18 protein-coding genes are annotated in these 18,738 nt (G+C 72.7%); 10 read left to right on the top strand and 8 right to left on the bottom strand.

Features of this window, described 5'->3' with window-relative positions; translation table 11 throughout:
* Positions 1–148: 148 nt before the first annotated feature.
* The gene (locus IG94_RS0133880; RefSeq protein WP_031046392.1) at positions 149–1,798 is read left to right on the top strand and encodes a phospho-sugar mutase; all 1,650 of its coding nucleotides are present in this window, start codon (positions 149–151) and stop codon (positions 1,796–1,798) included.
* Between the two features lie 73 nt (positions 1,799–1,871).
* Here IG94_RS0133880 and IG94_RS0133875 read toward each other — a convergent pair whose 3' ends face one another.
* A complete protein-coding gene (locus IG94_RS0133875) occupies positions 1,872–2,561 on the bottom strand; it encodes a PH domain-containing protein (protein ID WP_031046389.1) in 690 nt (229 codons plus the stop codon).
* Between the two features lie 170 nt (positions 2,562–2,731).
* Between IG94_RS0133875 and deoC the strand changes: the two genes are divergently transcribed.
* The 3 genes from deoC to IG94_RS0133860 are packed head-to-tail and all read left to right on the top strand — an operon-like array spanning position 2,732 to position 6,143.
* Positions 2,732–3,751: a deoxyribose-phosphate aldolase gene (deoC, locus tag IG94_RS0133870; protein WP_078892533.1), complete on the top strand. Its 1,020-nt coding sequence runs from the start codon at positions 2,732–2,734 to the stop codon at positions 3,749–3,751.
* A gap of 3 nt (positions 3,752–3,754) precedes the next feature.
* Positions 3,755–5,257, top strand: coding sequence for an aldehyde dehydrogenase family protein (locus IG94_RS0133865; protein WP_224326269.1), 1,503 nt, complete (start codon positions 3,755–3,757; stop codon positions 5,255–5,257).
* A complete protein-coding gene (locus IG94_RS0133860; protein WP_031046380.1) occupies positions 5,250–6,143 on the top strand; it encodes an aldehyde dehydrogenase family protein in 894 nt (297 codons plus the stop codon). The genes IG94_RS0133865 and IG94_RS0133860 overlap by 8 nt, the downstream gene beginning before the upstream one ends.
* 114 nt (positions 6,144–6,257) lie before the next feature.
* Here the strand turns inward: IG94_RS0133860 and IG94_RS0133855 are convergent, their stop codons facing one another.
* The gene (locus tag IG94_RS0133855; protein ID WP_031046376.1) at positions 6,258–8,330 is read right to left on the bottom strand and encodes a bifunctional serine/threonine-protein kinase/glutamate ABC transporter substrate-binding protein; all 2,073 of its coding nucleotides are present in this window, start codon (positions 8,328–8,330) and stop codon (positions 6,258–6,260) included.
* A 264-nt stretch (positions 8,331–8,594) separates the two neighbouring features.
* Entirely contained in the window at positions 8,595–9,005 is a 411-nt protein-coding gene (locus IG94_RS0133850) for a hypothetical protein (protein ID WP_031046374.1), read from the bottom strand.
* A 192-nt stretch (positions 9,006–9,197) separates the two neighbouring features.
* Here IG94_RS0133850 and IG94_RS0133845 point away from each other — a divergent pair, with 192 nt between their 5' ends.
* Entirely contained in the window at positions 9,198–9,800 is a 603-nt protein-coding gene (locus IG94_RS0133845) for a hypothetical protein (RefSeq protein ID WP_031046372.1), read from the top strand.
* A gap of 232 nt (positions 9,801–10,032) precedes the next feature.
* On the opposite strand, the gene IG94_RS0133840 is transcribed toward IG94_RS0133845, so the two are convergent.
* On the bottom strand, positions 10,033–10,803 hold the full coding sequence (locus IG94_RS0133840) for a SigE family RNA polymerase sigma factor (protein ID WP_031046369.1): 771 nt from the start codon (positions 10,801–10,803) through the stop codon (positions 10,033–10,035).
* 302 nt (positions 10,804–11,105) lie between these two features.
* Here IG94_RS0133840 and afsQ1 point away from each other — a divergent pair, with 302 nt between their 5' ends.
* The 3 genes from afsQ1 to IG94_RS0133820 are packed head-to-tail and all read left to right on the top strand — an operon-like array spanning position 11,106 to position 14,037.
* Positions 11,106–11,783, top strand: a complete 678-nt coding sequence (gene afsQ1, locus IG94_RS0133830; RefSeq protein WP_003974066.1) for a two-component system response regulator AfsQ1 — start codon at positions 11,106–11,108, stop codon at positions 11,781–11,783.
* Entirely contained in the window at positions 11,780–13,408 is a 1,629-nt protein-coding gene (locus IG94_RS0133825; RefSeq protein ID WP_031046365.1) for a sensor histidine kinase, read from the top strand. The genes afsQ1 and IG94_RS0133825 overlap by 4 nt, the downstream gene beginning before the upstream one ends.
* Positions 13,408–14,037, top strand: a complete 630-nt coding sequence (locus tag IG94_RS0133820; RefSeq protein WP_031046363.1) for a hypothetical protein — start codon at positions 13,408–13,410, stop codon at positions 14,035–14,037. Before IG94_RS0133825 ends, IG94_RS0133820 begins: the two co-directional genes overlap by 1 nt.
* Before the next feature lie 74 nt (positions 14,038–14,111).
* On the opposite strand, the gene IG94_RS0133815 is transcribed toward IG94_RS0133820, so the two are convergent.
* Positions 14,112–14,873 (bottom strand): alpha/beta fold hydrolase, encoded by a 762-nt coding sequence (locus tag IG94_RS0133815; protein WP_031046361.1) that lies wholly within the window; start codon positions 14,871–14,873, stop codon positions 14,112–14,114.
* A gap of 174 nt (positions 14,874–15,047) precedes the next feature.
* Here IG94_RS0133815 and IG94_RS0133810 point away from each other — a divergent pair, with 174 nt between their 5' ends.
* A complete protein-coding gene (locus tag IG94_RS0133810) occupies positions 15,048–16,271 on the top strand; it encodes an adenosine deaminase (protein WP_224221412.1) in 1,224 nt (407 codons plus the stop codon).
* A gap of 140 nt (positions 16,272–16,411) precedes the next feature.
* Positions 16,412–16,780, top strand: a complete 369-nt coding sequence (locus IG94_RS0133805) for a hypothetical protein (protein ID WP_031046356.1) — start codon at positions 16,412–16,414, stop codon at positions 16,778–16,780.
* A gap of 90 nt (positions 16,781–16,870) precedes the next feature.
* On the opposite strand, the gene IG94_RS0133800 is transcribed toward IG94_RS0133805, so the two are convergent.
* From IG94_RS0133800 to IG94_RS0133790, 3 genes are all read right to left on the bottom strand, one after another.
* On the bottom strand, positions 16,871–17,074 hold the full coding sequence (locus IG94_RS0133800) for a PspC domain-containing protein (protein WP_003974070.1): 204 nt from the start codon (positions 17,072–17,074) through the stop codon (positions 16,871–16,873).
* 95 nt (positions 17,075–17,169) lie between these two features.
* Entirely contained in the window at positions 17,170–17,709 is a 540-nt protein-coding gene (locus IG94_RS0133795) for a VanZ family protein (RefSeq protein ID WP_031046354.1), read from the bottom strand.
* 53 nt (positions 17,710–17,762) lie between these two features.
* On the bottom strand, positions 17,763–18,716 hold the full coding sequence (locus tag IG94_RS0133790; protein ID WP_031046348.1) for a LysR family transcriptional regulator: 954 nt from the start codon (positions 18,714–18,716) through the stop codon (positions 17,763–17,765).
* Between the last annotated feature and the right edge of the window lie 22 nt (positions 18,717–18,738).

Here is an 18,738-nt window from a genome sequence, read left to right as displayed (position 1 = left end):
CGTTCCGAGGACGGACACCCCCCGGCGCGGCCCCGCACCACCCCACAACCCAACGCGCTACCCGCACCCCCACCGAAACCGCACAGGCCGCCGCAGGCATCGCCCCCACCCAAACCACCCACCCACCCACCACGAGAGGCTGACCGACGTGCAAGACGTGCCACCCGACGACCTCCTCGCACGCGCCAAGGCATGGCTGGCCGAGGACCCCGACCCGGACACCCGCGCCGAGCTCGCCGCACTCATCGACGCCGAGGACCACGCCGCACTCACCGCACGCTTCGCCGGCACCCTCCAGTTCGGCACCGCGGGCCTCCGCGGCGAACTCGGCGCCGGCCCGATGCGCATGAACCGCTCGGTCGTCGTCCGCGCCGCCGCCGGCCTCGCCGCGTACCTGAAGAAGCAGGGCCACACAGACGGCCTGGTCGTAGTCGGCTACGACGCCCGCCACAAGTCCGCCGACTTCGCCCGCGACACCGCAGCCGTCATGACCGGCGCAGGCCTCAGGGCGGCCGTACTCCCCCGCCCCCTCCCCACCCCGGTCCTCGCCTTCGCCATCCGCCACCTCGGCGCCGTGGCCGGAGTGGAGGTCACCGCCAGCCACAACCCGCCCCGCGACAACGGCTACAAGGTGTACCTCGGCGACGGCTCCCAGATCGTGCCCCCCGCCGACGCCGAGATCGCCGCGGAGATCGACGCCGTACGCACCCTGCACGACGTCCCCCGCCCGGAGACGGGCTGGCAGACCCTGCCCGGCGACGTCCTCGACGCCTACCTCACCCGCACGGACGCCGTCCTCGCCCCCGACTCCCCCCGCACGGCCCGCACGGTCTACACCGCGCTGCACGGCGTCGGCAAGGACACCCTCCTCGCCGCCTTCGCCCGGGCCGGCTTCCCGCAGCCCGTCCTCGTCACCGAGCAGGCCGACCCCGACCCCGAATTCCCGACCGTCGCCTTCCCCAACCCGGAAGAGCCCGGCGCGATGGACCTGGCCTTCGCGCAGGCCAGGGAGACGAACCCGGACCTGATCATCGCCAACGACCCGGACGCGGACCGCCTGGCCGTAGCCGTCCCGGACGGCACCGACTGGCGCATGCTCCGGGGCGACGAGGTCGGCGCGCTTCTCGCCGCCCACCTGGTCACCCGCGGACGCGGAGCGCACGGCACGTTTGCGGAGTCGATCGTCTCCTCGTCCCTCCTCGGCCGCATCGCGGCGAAGGCGGGCCTCCCCCACGCCGAGACCCTCACCGGCTTCAAGTGGATCGCCCGTGTGGAAGACATCCGCTACGGCTACGAGGAGGCCCTCGGCTACTGCGTCGACCCGGAGGGCGTCCGCGACAAGGACGGCATCACCGCGGCCCTCCTGATCACGGAACTGGCCTCGACCCTCAAGGAAGCCGGCCGCACCCTCCTCGACCTCCTCGACGACCTCGCCGTCGAGCACGGCCTGCACGCCACCGACCAGCTCTCGGTCCGCGTCGAGGACCTCTCCCTGATCGCCGCCGCGATGCACCGCCTGCGCGAGCAGCCCCCGACGGGCCTCGCCGGCCTGCCCGTCACCAACGCGGAGGACCTCACCCGGGGCACGGACACGCTCCCGCCCACGGACGGCCTGCGCTACACCCTCGACGGCGCGCGCGTCGTCGTCCGCCCGAGCGGCACGGAACCGAAGCTCAAGTGCTACTTGGAGGTAGTCGTCCCGGTGTCCGACCACGCCGCCCTGCCCGCGGCCCGCACGAAGGCGACGGACCTGCTGACGGCTCTCAAGCGCGACCTGTCGACCGCGGCAGGCATCTGATCCACCCGGGGGCGTCCTCCCAGGACGACGCCCCCACACACGCTCCCCGGCGCCTCTCCCTCCCCCCTCCCCCTCACCCGGTCGCCAGCAACACCGCCAGCCCCACGCCCCCCACCAGCACCGGCACGAGGATCTCGTACGCCCACCGCACCGTCACCTCGCCCTGCGAGGTCTCGGCGGCCTTGCGCGCCTCCAGCAGGTCCCGCAGCTCGTCCATGACCTTGTCGGTCTCGGCCCGCACGGGCCCGTCCTCCAAGCTCCCGGCACCCCCGGCGCCGAACACACCACCGCCCCCGCCCCCGAACAGGCCCCGCCGCTGACCCCCCTGACCGGCGGCCCGCCGGTCCTCCCGCCGCGCCGCCTTCTTCCGCCCCCGCAGCGAGACGGGAATGGACCACAGCTGGTACTTGTCGCCGCCCTCGGTGAAGACCTCGTTGGAGTAGCCCGACCGGAACGACTCGACCTGCGCCCAGGGGAGCACGATCACCCGGAACGGATTGCGCACCCGCATCCGGTCGTCGTTGGCGTAGACGGCGGGCCGCACGGTGTAGGCGGCGACGAGCGGCACCAGGAACAGCAACGCCGCCGCAGCCGCCCAGGGCGTACGCCCGTCCCCCGCGACCAGGGCGTCGATGCCGAGCCACAGCGCGAGGGCGAGCACGAGGACGCCCCCGGCGATACCCGCGGGCGAGCGGTAGGCCCGGTCCTTGGACACGGGTTCCGACGGCTGCGGCGAGGACGGCTGAGGCTCCGGGGTCGTCATGCTGCCGATTGTGCCCGACCACCCGCCCGAAGCTCACAGCCGGTGCCGCCGCACGCCACACAGCCGGCGCACCCACACCACACACACCACACGCACCCAACGGCCCCGCACGGAACGGACACCGGACTGTGGACAGCCGCTACGCGCGTAGATATGCTCGCCTGGTGACCATGCCCACCTCTGCATCCACCGAAGCCGACGCATCCCCCGCACCCCCCACGTCCGTCACGTCCGCCACGTCCGCGCCCCCCGCCCACGGACTCACCGACGTCACCGCGTCCGACAGCACGCTGCGCCGCTTCCTGCACGGTCTGCCCGGCGTGGACACGGTCGGCCTGGAGGCGCGCGCCGCCTCCCTCGGTACCCGCTCGATCAAGACGACCGCGAAGGCGTACGCCCTCGACCTCGCCATCTCGATGGTCGACCTCACGACGCTGGAAGGCGCGGACACCCCGGGCAAGGTCCGGGCGCTCGGCGCGAAGGCGGTCCGCCCCGACCCGACCGACCGCACCGCCCCCGCGGCGGCGGCCGTCTGCGTGTACCCCGACATGGTGCCGACGGCGAAGGCGGCGGTGGCCGGCTCCGGCGTGAAGGTCGCCTCGGTGGCGACGGCCTTCCCGGCGGGCCGCGCCTCGCTCGCCGTCAAGCTGGCCGACGTGCGCGAGGCCGTGACGGCGGGCGCCGACGAGGTCGACATGGTCATCGACCGCGGCGCGTTCCTCGCGGGGCACTACCTGAAGGTGTACGACGAGATCACCGCCGTGCGCGAGGCCTGCGGCACGTCCGCGCGCCTGAAGGTCATCTTCGAGACCGGCGAGCTGTCGACGTACGACAACATCCGCCGCGCGAGCTGGCTCGGCATGCTGGCCGGGGCGGACTTCATCAAGACCTCCACCGGCAAGGTCGCGGTCAACGCCACGCCCGCGAACACGCTCCTCATGCTGGAGGCGGTCCGCGACTTCCGCGCCCAGGCCGGCGTGCAGGTCGGCGTGAAGCCGGCCGGCGGCATCCGCACGGCGAAGGACGCGATCAAGTTCCTGGTCCTGGTCAACGAGACGGCGGGCGGGGACTGGCTGGACAACCACTGGTTCCGCTTCGGCGCCTCCTCGCTCCTCAACGACCTGCTGATGCAGCGCCAGAAGCTGGCCACAGGCCGTTACTCCGGCCCCGACTACGTGACGGTGGACTGACCCATGGCACCTGACCCCACCCCCGCCCGCACCCCGGTACCCGCACCGGCCCCGGCACCCGCCCCCGCCCCCGCCCCCGCGTTCGAGTACGCGCCCGCCCCCGAGTCCCGCGCGGTCGTCGACATCGCCCCGTCCTACGGCCTGTTCATCGACGGCGAGTTCACCGAGGCCGCCGACGGCAAGGTCTTCAAGACCGTCTCCCCCGCCACCGAGGAGGTCCTCTCCGAGGTCGCCGAGGCGGGCGACGCGGACGTCGACCGGGCCGTGAAGGCCGCCCGCAGGGCCTTCGAGAAGTGGGCGGCGCTGCCCGGCGCGGAGCGCGCGAAGTACCTGTTCCGCATCGCCCGCGTCATCCAGGAACGCAGCCGCGAACTGGCCGTCCTCGAAACCCTCGACAACGGCAAGCCGATCCGCGAGACCCGGGACGCGGACCTCCCCCTGGTGGCGGCGCACTTCTTCTACTACGCGGGCTGGGCCGACAAGCTCGACCACGCCGGCTACGGCGCGAACCCGCGCCCGCTGGGCGTCGCGGGCCAGGTCATCCCGTGGAACTTCCCGCTCCTGATGCTGGCGTGGAAGATCGCCCCGGCCCTCGCGACCGGCAACACGGTGGTCCTGAAGCCCGCCGAGACCACCCCCCTCTCCGCCCTCTTCTTCGCGGACGTCTGCCGCCAGGCCGGCCTCCCCAAGGGCGTCGTCAACATCATCACCGGCGACGGCCGCGCCGGGGCGGCGCTGACCGCGCACCCCGACGTGGACAAGGTCGCCTTCACCGGCTCCACGGCCGTCGGCAAGCAGATCGCACGCACGGTCGCCGGCACCCGCAAGAAGCTCACCCTCGAACTGGGCGGCAAGGGCGCCAACATCGTCTTCGACGACGCCCCGATCGACCAGGCCGTCGAGGGCGTCGTGAACGGCATCTTCTTCAACCAGGGCCAGGTCTGCTGCGCGGGCTCCCGCCTCCTGGTCCAGGAGTCGATCCACGACGAGCTGCTCGACTCCCTCAAGCGCCGCCTGGCCACCCTCCGCCTGGGCGACCCCCTGGACAAGAACACGGACATCGGCGCGATCAACTCGGCCGAGCAGCTGGCCCGTATCACCGCCCTCGCCGACCGGGGCGAGGCGGAGGGTGCCGAGCGCTGGTCCCCGGCCTGCGAACTCCCCTCGTCCGGCTACTGGTTCGCCCCGACGCTCTTCACGAACGTCACCCAGGCGCATTCCGTCGCCCGCGACGAGATCTTCGGCCCGGTCCTGTCCGTCCTCACCTTCCGCACGCCGGACGAGGCGGTCGCCAAGGCCAACAACACCCCGTACGGCCTGTCGGCGGGCATCTGGACGGAGAAGGGCTCGCGCATCCTGGCGGTCGCGAACAAGCTCCGCGCGGGTGTGATCTGGTCCAACACGTTCAACAAGTTCGACCCGACCTCGCCGTTCGGCGGCTACAAGGAGTCGGGCTTCGGCCGCGAGGGCGGCCGCCACGGCCTGGAGGCATACCTCGATGTCTGAGCGACTCAGCGTGCTGAAGACCTACAAGCTGTACGTCGGCGGGAAGTTCCCGCGTTCCGAGAGCGGCCGGGTGTACGAGGTGAGCGACTCCAAGAACAACTGGCTGGCCAATGCCCCCCTCTCCTCCCGCAAGGACGCCCGGGACGCGGTGGTCGCCGCGCGCAAGGCGTTCGGCGGCTGGTCCGGCGCGACGGCGTACAACCGCGGCCAGGTCCTCTACCGCGTCGCGGAGATGCTGGAGGGCCGCCGCGACCAGTACGTCGCGGAGGTCGCCGGCGCCGAGGGCCTGTCAAAGCCGAAGGCGGCGGCACAGGTGGACGCGGCGATCGACCGCTGGGTCTGGTACGCGGGCTGGACCGACAAGATCGCGCAGGTCGTCGGCGGCGGCAACCCGGTCGCGGGCCCCTTCTTCAACCTCTCCACCCCGGAGCCGACGGGCGTCGTGGCGATCCTGGCCCCGCAGAAGTCGTCCTTCCTCGGCCTGGTCTCGGTGATCGCCCCGGTCATCGCGACGGGCAACACGGCAGTGGTGGTGGCCTCGGAGAAGTCCCCCCTCCCCGCGCTCTCCCTCGGCGAGGTGCTGGCCACGTCCGACCTCCCCGGCGGCGTGGTCAACATCCTCTCCGGCCGCACGGCGGAGATCGCCGCCCCGCTCGCCGCCCACCAGGACGTGAACGCGATCGACCTCGCGGGCGCCGACGAGACGCTGGCCAAGGAACTGGAGATCGCAGCCGCCGACAACCTCAAGCGCGTCCTGCGTCCACAGCCTGTGGACAACGCGGACTGGTCGGCTACGCCGGGCACCGACCGCATGACGGCGTTCCTGGAAACGAAGACGGTCTGGCACCCGACCGGCGCCCTGGGCGCCTCCGGCTCCTCGTACTGACCGCCCAGTACTGACCGCCCCACCCCACCCCACGGTCCGGCGCCCGGACCCCGGCCTCCGGCCGACAGGGCCGCGGCTCCTCCCCGACCCGGGGCGCCGCGGCCCGCTCCGCGCTCAGCCCGAGCAGGGCCTCAACTCCGGCCTGCTCGGTGCCGTCTTCCGCCCCGTCAGCGGGGCCAGGTCCTTCATGTACATCTCCGGCCACTCCTCTCCGGCCAGGATCTCCCGGAGCCCCGCGCACACCTTGCTCCGCAGGAGGGGGTCGTCCTTCCGCATCGCCACGCCGTAGGGCTCCGTACCCGCCCCGCTGGGCAGCAGTTTCAGGTGCGCCGGATCGTCCTTGGCATATCCGGCGAGGAGCACGTCGTCCGAGGCGACCGCGTACACGCTCGACTTCCGGTCCAGCAGCCGGTCCACGCACTCCCGGTAGGAGTCGGGCTGCCACTTCCCCGTGGCGTAGCCCTCCTCCTTCAGCTTGTCCGCGTACGTGGAGTCCCGCGCCGTACAGACCTCGACGTGGTTCCGCTTCACGTCGACGGCTTCGTCGAGGTCGTATCTCGCGGAGTTCTTACGCACGAGGAGGCTGCTGCCCGCCTTGTAGTAGGGGCCCACGAACCTGATGTCGTCCTGCTTCTCCCGTTCGGTCGTCATGCTGTACGAGGCGACGACCAGGTCCACGTCCCCGTTCTTCAGCCTGCTCGCCCGGTTGCCCGTGGTCACCGCGTAGAAGTCGACGTCGTCCTTGCCGTAGCCCAGTTTCTCGGCGAGGGCGTAGGCGATGTCGATGTCGAACCCGCTCCACACGTCGGTGTCCTTGTTGTGGAAGCTCAGTCCGGGCTGGTCCTCCTTGGCGCCGATCGTCAGCCTCTTCGTCGCGCTCCTCCACTGCTCCCACGCCTTCTGCGCGTCACCTCCGGCGGCGCCCCGCTCCCCCGCCGCGTCGGCCTGCCCACCCCCCGAGTCGCCCTGCGACGCGAGGAGCCAGCCTCCCGAGGCCAGCAGAGCGGCGCACACCACGGCGGCCGCCGCGGCCTTCCAGCCCCGGAACCGGCCGCGGCCTCCACGCGACGCCGTCGGCGGCGACTCGGGAGGGGCGGCTTCGGAGGAGGGGGTCGCGGGTGCCGGCCCGGACGCCGCCGACGCGGGTCGCGAGGCGGCGGACGGCGTGGAACGGGCCGTGGGTGAGTGCGCCGGGGTCGCGGTCCGGGCGGGGGTCGGCGCACCCGGCTCCGCGAGGACCTCCTGGAGCATCACCTCCACCGAGGCCGCGTCCAGGCGGCTGTCCGGGTCCGTGACCAGCAGCCCCTGGATGACGGGGCTGAGGGGGCCGGCGTAGCGGAGGACGGGTTCGGGCGACTGCCGGATGTTCGCCTGCACCTCCCAGGCCTCCCCGCCGCCGAAGGGCAGCCGCCCCTCGACCATCTCGTACAGGGTGACTCCCAGCGCCCACAGGTCGGAGGCGGGCGTGGGGCCGGGGGAGTCGGGGGCGAAGAGTTCGGGTGCCAGGTAGGGGGGAGTGCCGATGACGCCGCCGTGCCGGGTCACCCGGTCCGCGCCCTCGAAGGTGGCGATGCCGAAGTCCACCAGGACCACCTGGCCGCCGTCCCGCACCAGTACGTTGCCCGGCTTCACGTCGCGGTGCAGGACCGATGCCTCGTGGACCGCCCGCAGGCCGTGGGCCATCTGGAGGCCGATGTCCGCGGCCCTGGGCACGCCGAGGACCCGGTCGCGGCTCAGCAGGTCGGCCAGCGAGGGCGCCTCAAGGAGTTTCATCACGATCCAGACCTGGTCGGCGGTCTCGATCTGGTCGTGGACCGTCACCACGTTCTGGTGCTCGATCTTGGCGAGGGCCTCCGCCTCGCGGCGGGCCCGCTGCACCGCCGCCTTCTGCGTGTCCGGGGTCGTGACGCTGCGGTCGAGGAGCCCCTTCACCGCGACGAAGCGGCGCAGGCGCCGGTCGTACGCCTTCCAGACCTCGCCCATCCCACCGCTGCCGACCGGCTCCAGCAGCTCGTAGCGGTCCTCGATCACGGCGTGCGGAACGGACGGACCGTCGTGCGAGGGGGGTTCCGTCCACTCCTGCGTCGCGCCCGGCTCGGGCACCGGGGTCCGGCCGCCCGTCCAACGGTCCTCGGGACGCCGGCCGGAGCCGCCGTCCCCTCTGTCGAATCCGTCTTCGTTGTGCATACGCCCCCCTGCACCCCTGGCACGAACCTGGATCACCACAGAGTAGACGGCCCCCGTGCCCGTACGCGGATCCGAGAAGGCCGTCACCCGCCCGGCCCGGACAGCCCGGCCCCCGGAAAGCCGGCCCGACCCACCCGACCGGCCCCACCGGCCCCACCGGCCCCACCGGCCCCACCGGCCCCACCGGCGTACAGGCATACCGGCAGACCAAAGGGCCGCGACCTCCCCCTCGGGGAAGTCGCGGCCCGGCGTGCGCGGACCGCGTCAGCGCAGCAGCTCCGTCACCTGCCCCACCACCGGCACCGCGCCCAGCGACTGCGCCTGCGCCACCGGGCCCGTCAGGGCCGTGGACGTCAGGGGCTTGAAGTCGGCGACCTTCGTGCCGACGCCGTTGTCGAGGGGGTCGACTCCCGTGCCGGCGAGCGGGTTGGGCTTGAGGTCGGCGACCGGGCCGGTGACGTAGCCGACGGAGCCGGTGACGGCCGCGAGGCCCGCCTGCGGGTCGATGTTGCCCAGCGAGGTGGGGCGGGTGTGGGCCAGGCCGGCGATCGTCTCGCCGCCGCCGTCCGCCGCGGAAGCTGTCGCCGCTCCGGCGGCCAGGGCGGCCCCGGCGGTCGCGAGGGCGACCAGGGCGCGTTGTGCGTGCGGGGTGCGGGGGGACGCGTGTCGGGCCATCGCTGCTGCCACCTCTTGGTGTGGATTGCTACGGACTGCCCTGTTAACAGCGCACACCGCGATCAGGTCACCGCACGGCGCGGTCGAGATGTGACGCGCGCTGCAAAGTACGCACGCGGGGTCGTAGGAGTGCCGTTCGATGCCTCAGACTGGTGTCCCGTGAGCTCCCATCCGCCCATACCGACGCGAGTCGTGCTGCTCTGCGGCCCTTCCGGCTCCGGCAAGTCCCTCCTCGCCGCGCACTCCGGTCTTCCGGTGCTGCGCCTCGACGACTTCTACAAGGAGGGCACCGACCCGACGCTGCCGACGGTGCCCCAGAGCTCCGACATCGACTGGGACCACCCGGCGTCGTGGGACGCGGACGCGGCGGTCGCCGCCATCGGGGAGCTGTGCCGCACGGGGCGTACCGGCGTGCCGGTGTACGACATCTCGCTGAGTGCCCGCACCGGCGAGGACACGGTCGACATCGGGCGCACGCCGCTGTTCCTCGCGGAGGGCATCTTCGCCGCGGAACTGGTGGAGCGCTGCCGGGAGCTGGGCGTCCTGGCCGACGCGCTGTGCCTGAGCCGGGGGCCGCTGACGACGTTCCGCCGCCGGTTCCTGCGGGACCTGCGCGAGAGCCGCAAGTCCGTGCCGTTCCTGCTGCGCAGGGGCTGGCGGCTGATGCGGCAGGAACGGTCGGTCATCGCCCGGCAGACGGCCCTGGGCGCCCACGCCTGCGACCGGGGCGAGGCGATGGGCCGCCTGGCCGCCGCGGCGGCAGGCCGGTGCGCCACCAGCCGTACGACGGTGTGACGCCTGCCGTCCCGGTAACTGCCCGTACACGCGGGAGCGGGACTGGACGGACCCCCCCGGCCCTTCCAGTCCCGCTCCCTTTCCACTTCCCCCGTGGATCCCCCGTGATCCCCGTCCCCCGTGGTGCACCCCGTGCTTCCCCCGTGGTGCTTCCCCGTGAGTAAGAGCCCGGACCCGTCCCCCTGATACACCCGGGCTCGAACTTTTTTCACGGGGCCCCGCCCCCCTGCCCTCAGGCGACCAGTTCGCCGAAGGCGTCCTCCCGGTCACGGCCGAAGCTGAGGACCTCGTCGTCGCGCAGCCGGCGGAGCGACCGCCAGATGCTGGACTTCACCGTGCCGACACTGATGTCGAGGATGTCCGCGATCTCCGGGTCCGTGCGGCCCTCGTAGTAGCGCAGGACCAGCATGGTGCGCTGGAGTTCGGGCAGCCGGGCGAGCGCCTGCCACAGGACCGCACGCAGCTCGGTGCCGCGCATCGCGTCCATGTCGCCGGGCGTCTCCGGCAGTTCCTCGGTCGGGTACTCGTTGAGCTTGCGGCGCCGCCAGGCGCTGATGTGCAGGTTGGTCATGGTGCGGCGGAGGTATCCGCCGAGCGCGGCCTTGTCGCTGATCCGGTCCCACGCCCGGTAGGTCGAGAACAGCGCGCTCTGCAGCAGGTCCTCGGCCTCGAAGCGGTCGCCGGTCAGGTGGTAGGCGGTCGCGTACAGGGAGGCGCGGCGCTCCTGGACGTAGGCGGTGAACTCCGCCTCCGACGACGGGCGGCGCTCCCCCTCGGCCTCCCCGTACGCGGTCGCCCCGCGCGTCTCCCTCCGGTCCCCCGTGCGTCCCGTTTCCCCCGTGCGTGCGTCGACCACCGTCATGTACCCGGTGTGCTGACGCCCGGTGCCGCGAGCGCACCCCCGCCCGCTCACGGCACCGGACTTCTCGGAACCCCGGTGTGCGTGCACGTCGTGCAGACGCGTGACCACTGCGCTGGTGCTGGTGCCCTTCAGCGTGTTCATCTCGCGCCCCCCGTTCGTGGACTTCCGGTGTTCGGTCTTCTGCCTTGCGACGTACTCCGCCGCGACGTGCTCCGCCGCGCCTTGCTCTGCCGCGGCGTGCTGCGCTGTGCGACGTGCTGTGTTGCTTGTGACGAAAAGCTTGCCCGGGCGACTTCATGGCCGTGTCCGCCGACTGTCACAGAGCTGTCACAGGGCACCGTCACGCGCGCGCCACGGTTCCTTCACAGGGTCCGGCGGCACACTCGGCGGCCTTGTGCACCCACAGGTCGAACACCACGCCCTCCATGGGCCAGAATGAGCGCGTGCCTTCCCTGTTGCTGATCGAGGACGACGACGCCATCCGCACGGCCCTGGAGCTCTCCCTGACCCGCCAGGGCCACCGGGTGGCCACGGCTGCCAGCGGCGAGGACGGTCTGAAGCTGCTGCGCGAGCAGCGGCCGGACCTGATCGTGCTGGACGTGATGCTGCCCGGCATCGACGGTTTCGAGGTGTGCCGTCGCATCCGGCGCACCGACCAGCTGCCGATCATCCTGCTGACCGCGCGCAACGACGACATCGACGTGGTCGTCGGTCTCGAGTCGGGCGCCGACGACTACGTGGTCAAACCCGTCCAGGGCCGGGTCCTCGACGCCCGGATCCGGGCCGTGCTGCGGCGCGGCGAGCGGGAGTCCACGGACTCGGCGAGCTTCGGCAGCCTGGTCATCGACCGCTCGGCGATGACCGTGACGAAGAACGGCGAGGACCTCCAGCTGACGCCGACCGAGCTGCGGCTGCTCCTCGAGCTGAGCCGGCGGCCGGGACAGGCGCTGTCCCGGCAGCAGTTGCTGCGGCTGGTGTGGGAGCACGACTACCTCGGTGACTCCCGGCTGGTGGACGCGTGCGTGCAGCGGCTGCGCGCCAAGGTCGAGGACGTGCCGTCGTCCCCGACCCTGATCCGTACCGTGCGAGGTGTCGGCTACCGGCTGGATCCGCCTCAGTGACACGGGAACACCAGGGGGAAACACGCGGTTGGGCCGCGGCTCGCAAGGGAGTCTGGTCCTGGCTGCGCTTCACCAGCCTGCGCCTGAGACTGGTCCTCGTCTTCGGACTGGTCGCGCTCACCGCCGCCGTGTCCGCCTCCGGCATCGCGTACTGGCTCAACAGGGAGGCGGTGCTCACCCGCACCCAGGACGCCGTGCTGCGCGACTTCGAGCAGGAGATGCAGAACCGGGCGGGCGCGCTGCCCGAGCATCCCACGCAGGACGAGTTGCAGCACACCGCGGGCCAGATGGCCAACAGCAGCCAGCGGTTCGGCGTGCTGCTGGCCGCGGAGAACGCCGCCGGCGAGACGGTGTACGGCAGTTCGGGCGGGCTCGGCGGCTTCGCGCTGTCCGACGTGCCCGAGTCGCTGCGTACGGCGGTGAACAAGGAGCAGAAGGTCACCTCGGCCAACAAGCACGCCTACCACCTGTACTGGCAGCGGACGTCCGACGACGGCACCCCGTACCTGGTGGCCGGCACGAGGGTGATCGGCGGCGGGCCGACCGGCTACATGCTCAAGTCGCTGGAACCGGAGGCCAAGGACCTGAACTCGCTCGCCTGGTCGCTCGGCATCGCCACCGCGCTCGCCCTGCTCGGCTCCGCGCTGCTCGCGCAGGCCCTGGCGACGACCGTGCTCAAGCCCGTGCACCGGCTCGGGGTCGCCGCGCGACGCCTGGGCGAGGGGAAGCTGGACACCCGGCTGCGCGTGTCCGGCACCGACGAACTGGCCGACCTGTCGCGGACGTTCAACAGCGCCGCCGAGAACCTGGAGAAGCGGGTCGCGGACATGGCCGGCCGCGAGCAGGCCTCCCGGCGCTTCGTCGCGGACATGAGCCACGAGCTGCGGACACCGCTGACGGCGCTCACCGCGGTGACGGAGGTGCTGGAGGAGGAGCTGGAGTACGAGGGCGAGGGCGAGGGCGGGAGCTTCGACCCGATGGTGGAGCCCGCCGTGCGGCTGGTGGTGAGCGAGACGCGGCGGCTGAACAACCTCGTGGAGAACCTGATGGAGGTCACCCGCTTCGACGCGGGCACCGCCCGGCTCGTCCTGGACGACGTCGACGTCGCCGACCAGATCACCGCCTGCATCGACGCCCGCGCGTGGCTGGACGCCGTCGACCTGGACGCCGCGCGCGGCATCCACGCCCGGCTCGACCCGCGCCGCCTGGACGTCATCCTGGCCAACCTGATCGGCAACGCGCTCAAGCACGGCGGATCGCCGGTCCGGGTGTCGGTGACGCGGGCGGACGACGAGATCGTCATCCGGGTGCGGGACCACGGGCCCGGCATCCCCGAGGACGTCCTGCCGCACGTCTTCGACCGCTTCTACAAGGCGAGCGCCTCCCGGCCGCGCTCCGAGGGCAGCGGGCTCGGCCTGTCCATCGCCATGGAGAACGCGCACATCCACGGCGGTGGGATCACCGCCGAGAACTCCCCCGAGGGCGGTGCGGTGTTCGTGCTGCGGCTGCCGCAGGACCCGTCGCCCCCGGTGGACGACGACGCCGGGGACGGCGCGCACGGCGGTGACGGCGAGGGCTCCGCGGGTGACGGGAGCAGGGGCAAGGACGCGAAGGGACGGGCCTGATGACCGTACGCCGCCTGCCGGCACTCCCCCGGTTCGCGGTGCCGGCGGCGCTGACGGCGCTGCTCGCGCTGCTCGCCGGGTGCGGCATCCGTCCCACGGAGGTGCCCACGGACTTCGGTCCCGCTCCCTCGCGGGTGCGCTGCTCGCTCGCCGAGCCGGACGCGTCGGCGCGGACCGTGCCCGGGGTGCCGGCGCAGGTGTTCCTGCTGTGCGGCTCGTCGCTGGTGGCCGTGGACCGCACGGTGCGGGTGCCGGACGGCGCCTCCGACTCCGGGCGGCGGGTGCTGGTGGCACAGGGGCTGGTCGACCAGCTCGCCCAGCCGCCGTCGGGCGCCGAGAAGGAGTCCGGGTACACCACGGACGTACGGCAGCGGGTCGCCGTGACGGGGCCGCGCGCCGGCGACCCCGAGGAGACGCTGCGCCTGGACACCGCGCCCGAGGACCTCACCTCGTACGCCCTCGCCCAGGTCGTCTGCACCCTGTCCGACTCGGCCGCGGCGGAGGGCGACGGCTCGGTCGTCCTGGCCGGTCCCGCCGACTCCTCCGCGCGCCGCTACACCTGCACGGACGAGGTCCGGGCCCGCCCCGGCAGCAACGAACCGCCGTCCCGCCGGGTCGGGGGCGGCTGACACCCGCCGCCGCGGCTCCGGCCCGGGGCCCTGGTTCTCCCCCGCCTCCCGGCCGCCCGGCCCGGAGGCGGGCGCTACCTCCGCAGCGACTTCCCGAACCCCGCCGCCAGCGGCATCCGCAGTCCCAGCGGCGGCGGAGCGGCCAGCGCGTCCTCCACCGGGCGCGAGAAGGACTGACCGAACAGCGCGCCCATCACGAAGTCCTCGGCCAGCGCGGCGACTTCCTCCCGGTACTGCCGTAACCCGTGCCCGTCCGAGTGCACCTCGAAGCGGCACACGGCGCGGTTCGCCTTCTTCGCCCGCGCCGCCAGCCGGAACGACAGCTCCGGGTCGCTGCGCTCGTCGTTCGTGCCGTGCACGATCAGCACCTGCCGCCCGGCGAGCTGCTTCACCGGTTCGGGCGGCGCGGCCATGTCGTCCTCCGGCAGCCAGGGGGCGATCGCCAGCACCGAACTGACGGCCTCGTGTCCGGCCGCCCGCAGCGCGGCCCGCCCGCCCATGCCGGTGCCGGCCAGGCAGACGGGCACGTCGCCGTAGCGCCGTACCGCCTCGTCGGCGGCCCATTCGGCGTCCCGGGCGAGGTGCGCCTCCGAGCCGTTCCAGCCTCGGTAGCGGTAGTGCACGACATGCGTCGCCAGCCCCTCGTCCCGCCCCGCGCGCGCCAGCCGGCGCCCCAGCACCCGTACGGACCCGGTCGCCAGCAGGGGCGACGGTCTGCGGCCGGACACCTCGTCGCCGCCGGGGAGCAGCAGCACCACGCCGCTCACCGCCGTTCTCTCCGGACCGAGCGTTCGCCCCAGCCGGGCCCGACGGACCGGCGTCGCTTGCTGTGCCATGGCAGAACATTCTCAGAAGACCGGGTGTACGCCACCTGTCCGCGCAATCACCGTTACATATCGGCGGATGCGTACACCGCGCGGCACTCGCGCGCGCCCGCACCGCCGTTTCCCCGGGGGCCGGGTTCGTCCGATCACCCCGCGTTCTACGCGCGTAGGAGTTAGAGTGCGGACATGACGAGCCGTGCGGAGACGACGAGCCGGAGCACCCCGACGAACACCGCGAGGACCGCGACGCCGGAGAGGACCGCGGGGCCGGAGAGGACCGTGACGCCGGACCGGATCCGCCGGGCGCCGAAGGTCCTGCTGCACGACCACCTCGACGGCGGACTGCGGCCCGGGACCGTCGTCGAACTCGCCCGCGAGACCGGCTGGGCGGACCTGCCCGAGACCGACGCCGACCGGCTCGGCGCCTGGTTCCGGCAGGCCGCGGACTCCGGGTCGCTGGAGCGCTACCTGGAGACCTTCTCCCACACCGTCGGCGTCATGCAGACCCGTGACGCGCTGGTCCGGGTCGCCGCCGAGTGCGCCGAGGACCTCGCCGAGGACGGCGTCGTCTACGCCGAGGTGCGGTACGCCCCCGAGCAGCACCTCGACAAGGGGCTCACCCTCGAAGAGGTCGTCGAGGCCGTCAACGAGGGCTTCCGGGAGGGCGAGCGGCGCGCCCGGGACAGCGGCCACCGCATCCGGGTCGGCGCCCTGCTCACCGCCATGCGGCACGCCGCCCGCTCCCTGGAGATCGCCGAGCTGGCCAACCGCTACCGCGACCTCGGCGTGGTCGGCTTCGACATCGCGGGCGCCGAGGCCGGATACCCGCCCACCCGGCACCTGGACGCCTTCGAGTACCTGAAGCGGGAGAACAACCACTTCACGATCCACGCCGGGGAGGCCTTCGGGCTGCCGTCCATCTGGCAGGCCCTGCAGTGGTGCGGCGCCGACCGGCTCGGGCACGGGGTGCGCATCATCGACGACATCCGGGTCCACGAGGACGGCACGGTAGAGCTCGGACGACTCGCGTCGTACGTGCGGGACAAGCGGATCCCGCTGGAGCTGTGCCCCAGTTCCAACCTCCAGACCGGCGCCGCGGACTCCTATGCGGAGCACCCCATCGGGCTGCTGCGCCGGCTGCACTTCCGGGCCACGGTGAACACGGACAATCGTCTTATGTCCCACACCAGCATGAGCCGGGAATTCGAGCACCTTGTCGAGGCGTTCGGTTACACGCTCGACGACATGCAGTGGTTCTCCGTCAATGCGATGAAATCAGCGTTCATCCCTTTCGATGAACGACTCGCCATGATCAATGACGTGATCAAGCCCGGTTATGCGGAACTAAAATCCGAATGGCTGTTCCAGCAGACGGCTCCCACCAGCAACGATGCAAGCAGCACGGAGTGAGTGCGGCTTGACGGCGAAACGGAAACGCGGATCGGCATTCACCATTCGTCCGCATTTCGATGTTTGCCGCAAGGGGTAGGGCGTGTTTACGGTCGACCACCGCTCACATCCCCGTCTCCCCATTACGAGGACGCATTTCCATGAAGCAGTCTGCTGCCAAGACCCTCGGTGTCGCCGCACTCGGCGCCGCCTTCGCCGCCGCCGGTGCCGGCGCGGCCTCCGCGGCCCCCCAGCTCCCCGACACCGCGCAGACGGTGGACTCCGTCGTAGGCGCGGTCCCCGCGGAGACGGTCTCCCAGGTGGCGCCCGGCGCGGGCAACGTGCTGGAGCAGGGCCGCCGCATCTCGCACACGGGCCTGACCGCCGCCCAGCCGGTCGTCGAGGAGTTGGTCGCCGAGCAGCTCAACGAGGGCCCGACCGAGCCGGCCGCCAAGCTGCTCGGCGGCCTGCCCACGCAGGGCCTGCCCACCCAGGGCCTGGGCGTCAACGGCCTCCCGCTAGGCGGCTGAGCCCGCCTCTCCCTCCCCCACGCGCCGATGGGGCGCACCCGGTGTCGCCGGGTGCGCCCCATCGGCGTACCAGAGGGAGAGGTACGGGTGTCACCAGGCCGTGCGGGCCGCCTTCTCCTCGGACGGGAGCAGGATCCACAGGGCCAGGTAGAGCAGGAACTGGGGGCCGGGCAGCAGGCAGGAGACCAGGAAGATCACCCGCATCGTGCCGGCGGAGGTGCCGAAGCGCCGGGCCAGCGCGGCGCACACTCCGCCGATCATGCGGCCGTGGGTGGGGCGGGCGAGGCTGGACATCGCGGCTCCTTCGTGAGCGTGTGGGTGGGGCTGCCGTTCGGCTTCCCCTTCATCTGCCCTCCACGCTAAGCGGATGAGCCGGACATTACGCCGCCCTACGGAGCTACTCCGACCCTGGTAATCGTCGGGGTTCGTCCCTGAGCGGGCTCCTCCCGGAGGACGTCCTGCCGGTACTTCCGGTGGAGCCGGGCCCGGCCGGCGGGGACGACGGCGAGGTGCGCGACGGCCACGCCCACCGTGTTCAGCAGCAGCGAGTCGACGTCGACGACCTGCCCAGGGACGCCGGTCTGGAGCAGCTCGATGCCCAGCGACAGCAGGACGGCGGCGGCGAGGGTGCGCAGCAGGGAGACCAGCGGCGAGGCGGCCGGCCGCCCGCCGGCCATCGGCAGCAGGACCCCGAGCGGCGCCAGCAGGGCCAGCGACCCGCCGAGCGACCGGGCCGCCTCGGGCCAGCCCAGCGCCAGGTCGGCGCGGATCCCGGCGAACGGCTGCGTATTGGGCGGCAGCACCCAGGGAACGTCCAGCGGCCGCAGCGTGTACCAGGCGACGAAGACGAGATGCACGACCAGGAGCACACTTCCCGTCGCACGGATGCGGAGCGCGGCGCTGCCGCCGAAGAACCCATGACGCTGCACGCCCCCCTAGACGCGCCCCACGCCCCGCGCGGTTCCGGCTCGGCACCCGAAAGTCAAGAGGGCAGCAGCTTCCCCCGCTTCGACAGCAGGAACCTCTTGAACGCCGCGACGGGCGGCGTGTCCGTGCGCCCCGCGAGCCAGGCGACGCCGATCTCCCGGGCCGCGCGCGGGGCGGTGACCGCCAGCTCGACCACGCCGGGGCGGGGCACGGCCGGCGGGGGCAGCAGGGCGACGCCGAGCCCCGCCGCGACCAGGCCGCGCAGGGTCTCCGCCTCCTCGCCCTCGAAGGCCACCCGGGGCCGGAAGCCGGCCTCCCGGCACAGGTCGTCGGTGATGCGGCGCAGCCCGTAGCCAGGCTCCAGGGTCACGAAGTTCTCGTCGGCGGTCTCGGCGAGGCGGACGCGTCTGCGCCCGGCCAGGGCGTGGTCGGCCGGGACGACCAGGCGCAGCTTCTGCTCGTCGAGCCGGCGGGCGACCAGGTCGGGGGCGTCGGGCACGGGGGAGGTGAGGCAGAGGTCGAGTTCGCCGGCGCGCAGGCGCTCCAGCATGGCCTCGCCGTAGTTCTGGACGAGGCTGAAGCGGACGCGGGGGTGGTCGGCGCGGAAGGCGTGCAGCAGGCCCGGAACGGTTTCGGCGCCCATGGTGTGCAGGAACCCGAAGGCGACCTTGCCGGTGGCGGGGTCGGCGTCCGCGCGGACCTCGTCGGCGGCCCGCTCGACCTCGGCGAGGGCGCGTTCCACGGAGCGGAGGAAGGTGCGTCCGGCAACGGTCAGCGCCAGGGTCCGGCCGCGGCGCACGAAGAGGCCGACGCCGAGGTCCTCCTCCAGGCGGACCAGGGCACGCGAGAGGGTGGACTGGGGGACGTTCATCTCCTGCGCGGCCCGGGTGACGTGCTCGGTGCGGGCCACGCCGGCGAAGTGCGCGAGCCGGGGCGCGAGCAGCGCGACGATGTCTTCCGTGTCACCGGACGATGACAGACGGGGCCGTGAACTCGACTGATGCACCATGGGAACGATTATGGCCATTCCA

This window comes from Streptomyces olivaceus, assembly GCF_000721235.1.
Classification (GTDB): domain Bacteria; phylum Actinomycetota; class Actinomycetes; order Streptomycetales; family Streptomycetaceae; genus Streptomyces; species Streptomyces olivaceus.
This window is presented reverse-complemented; position numbering and strand designations above follow the sequence as displayed.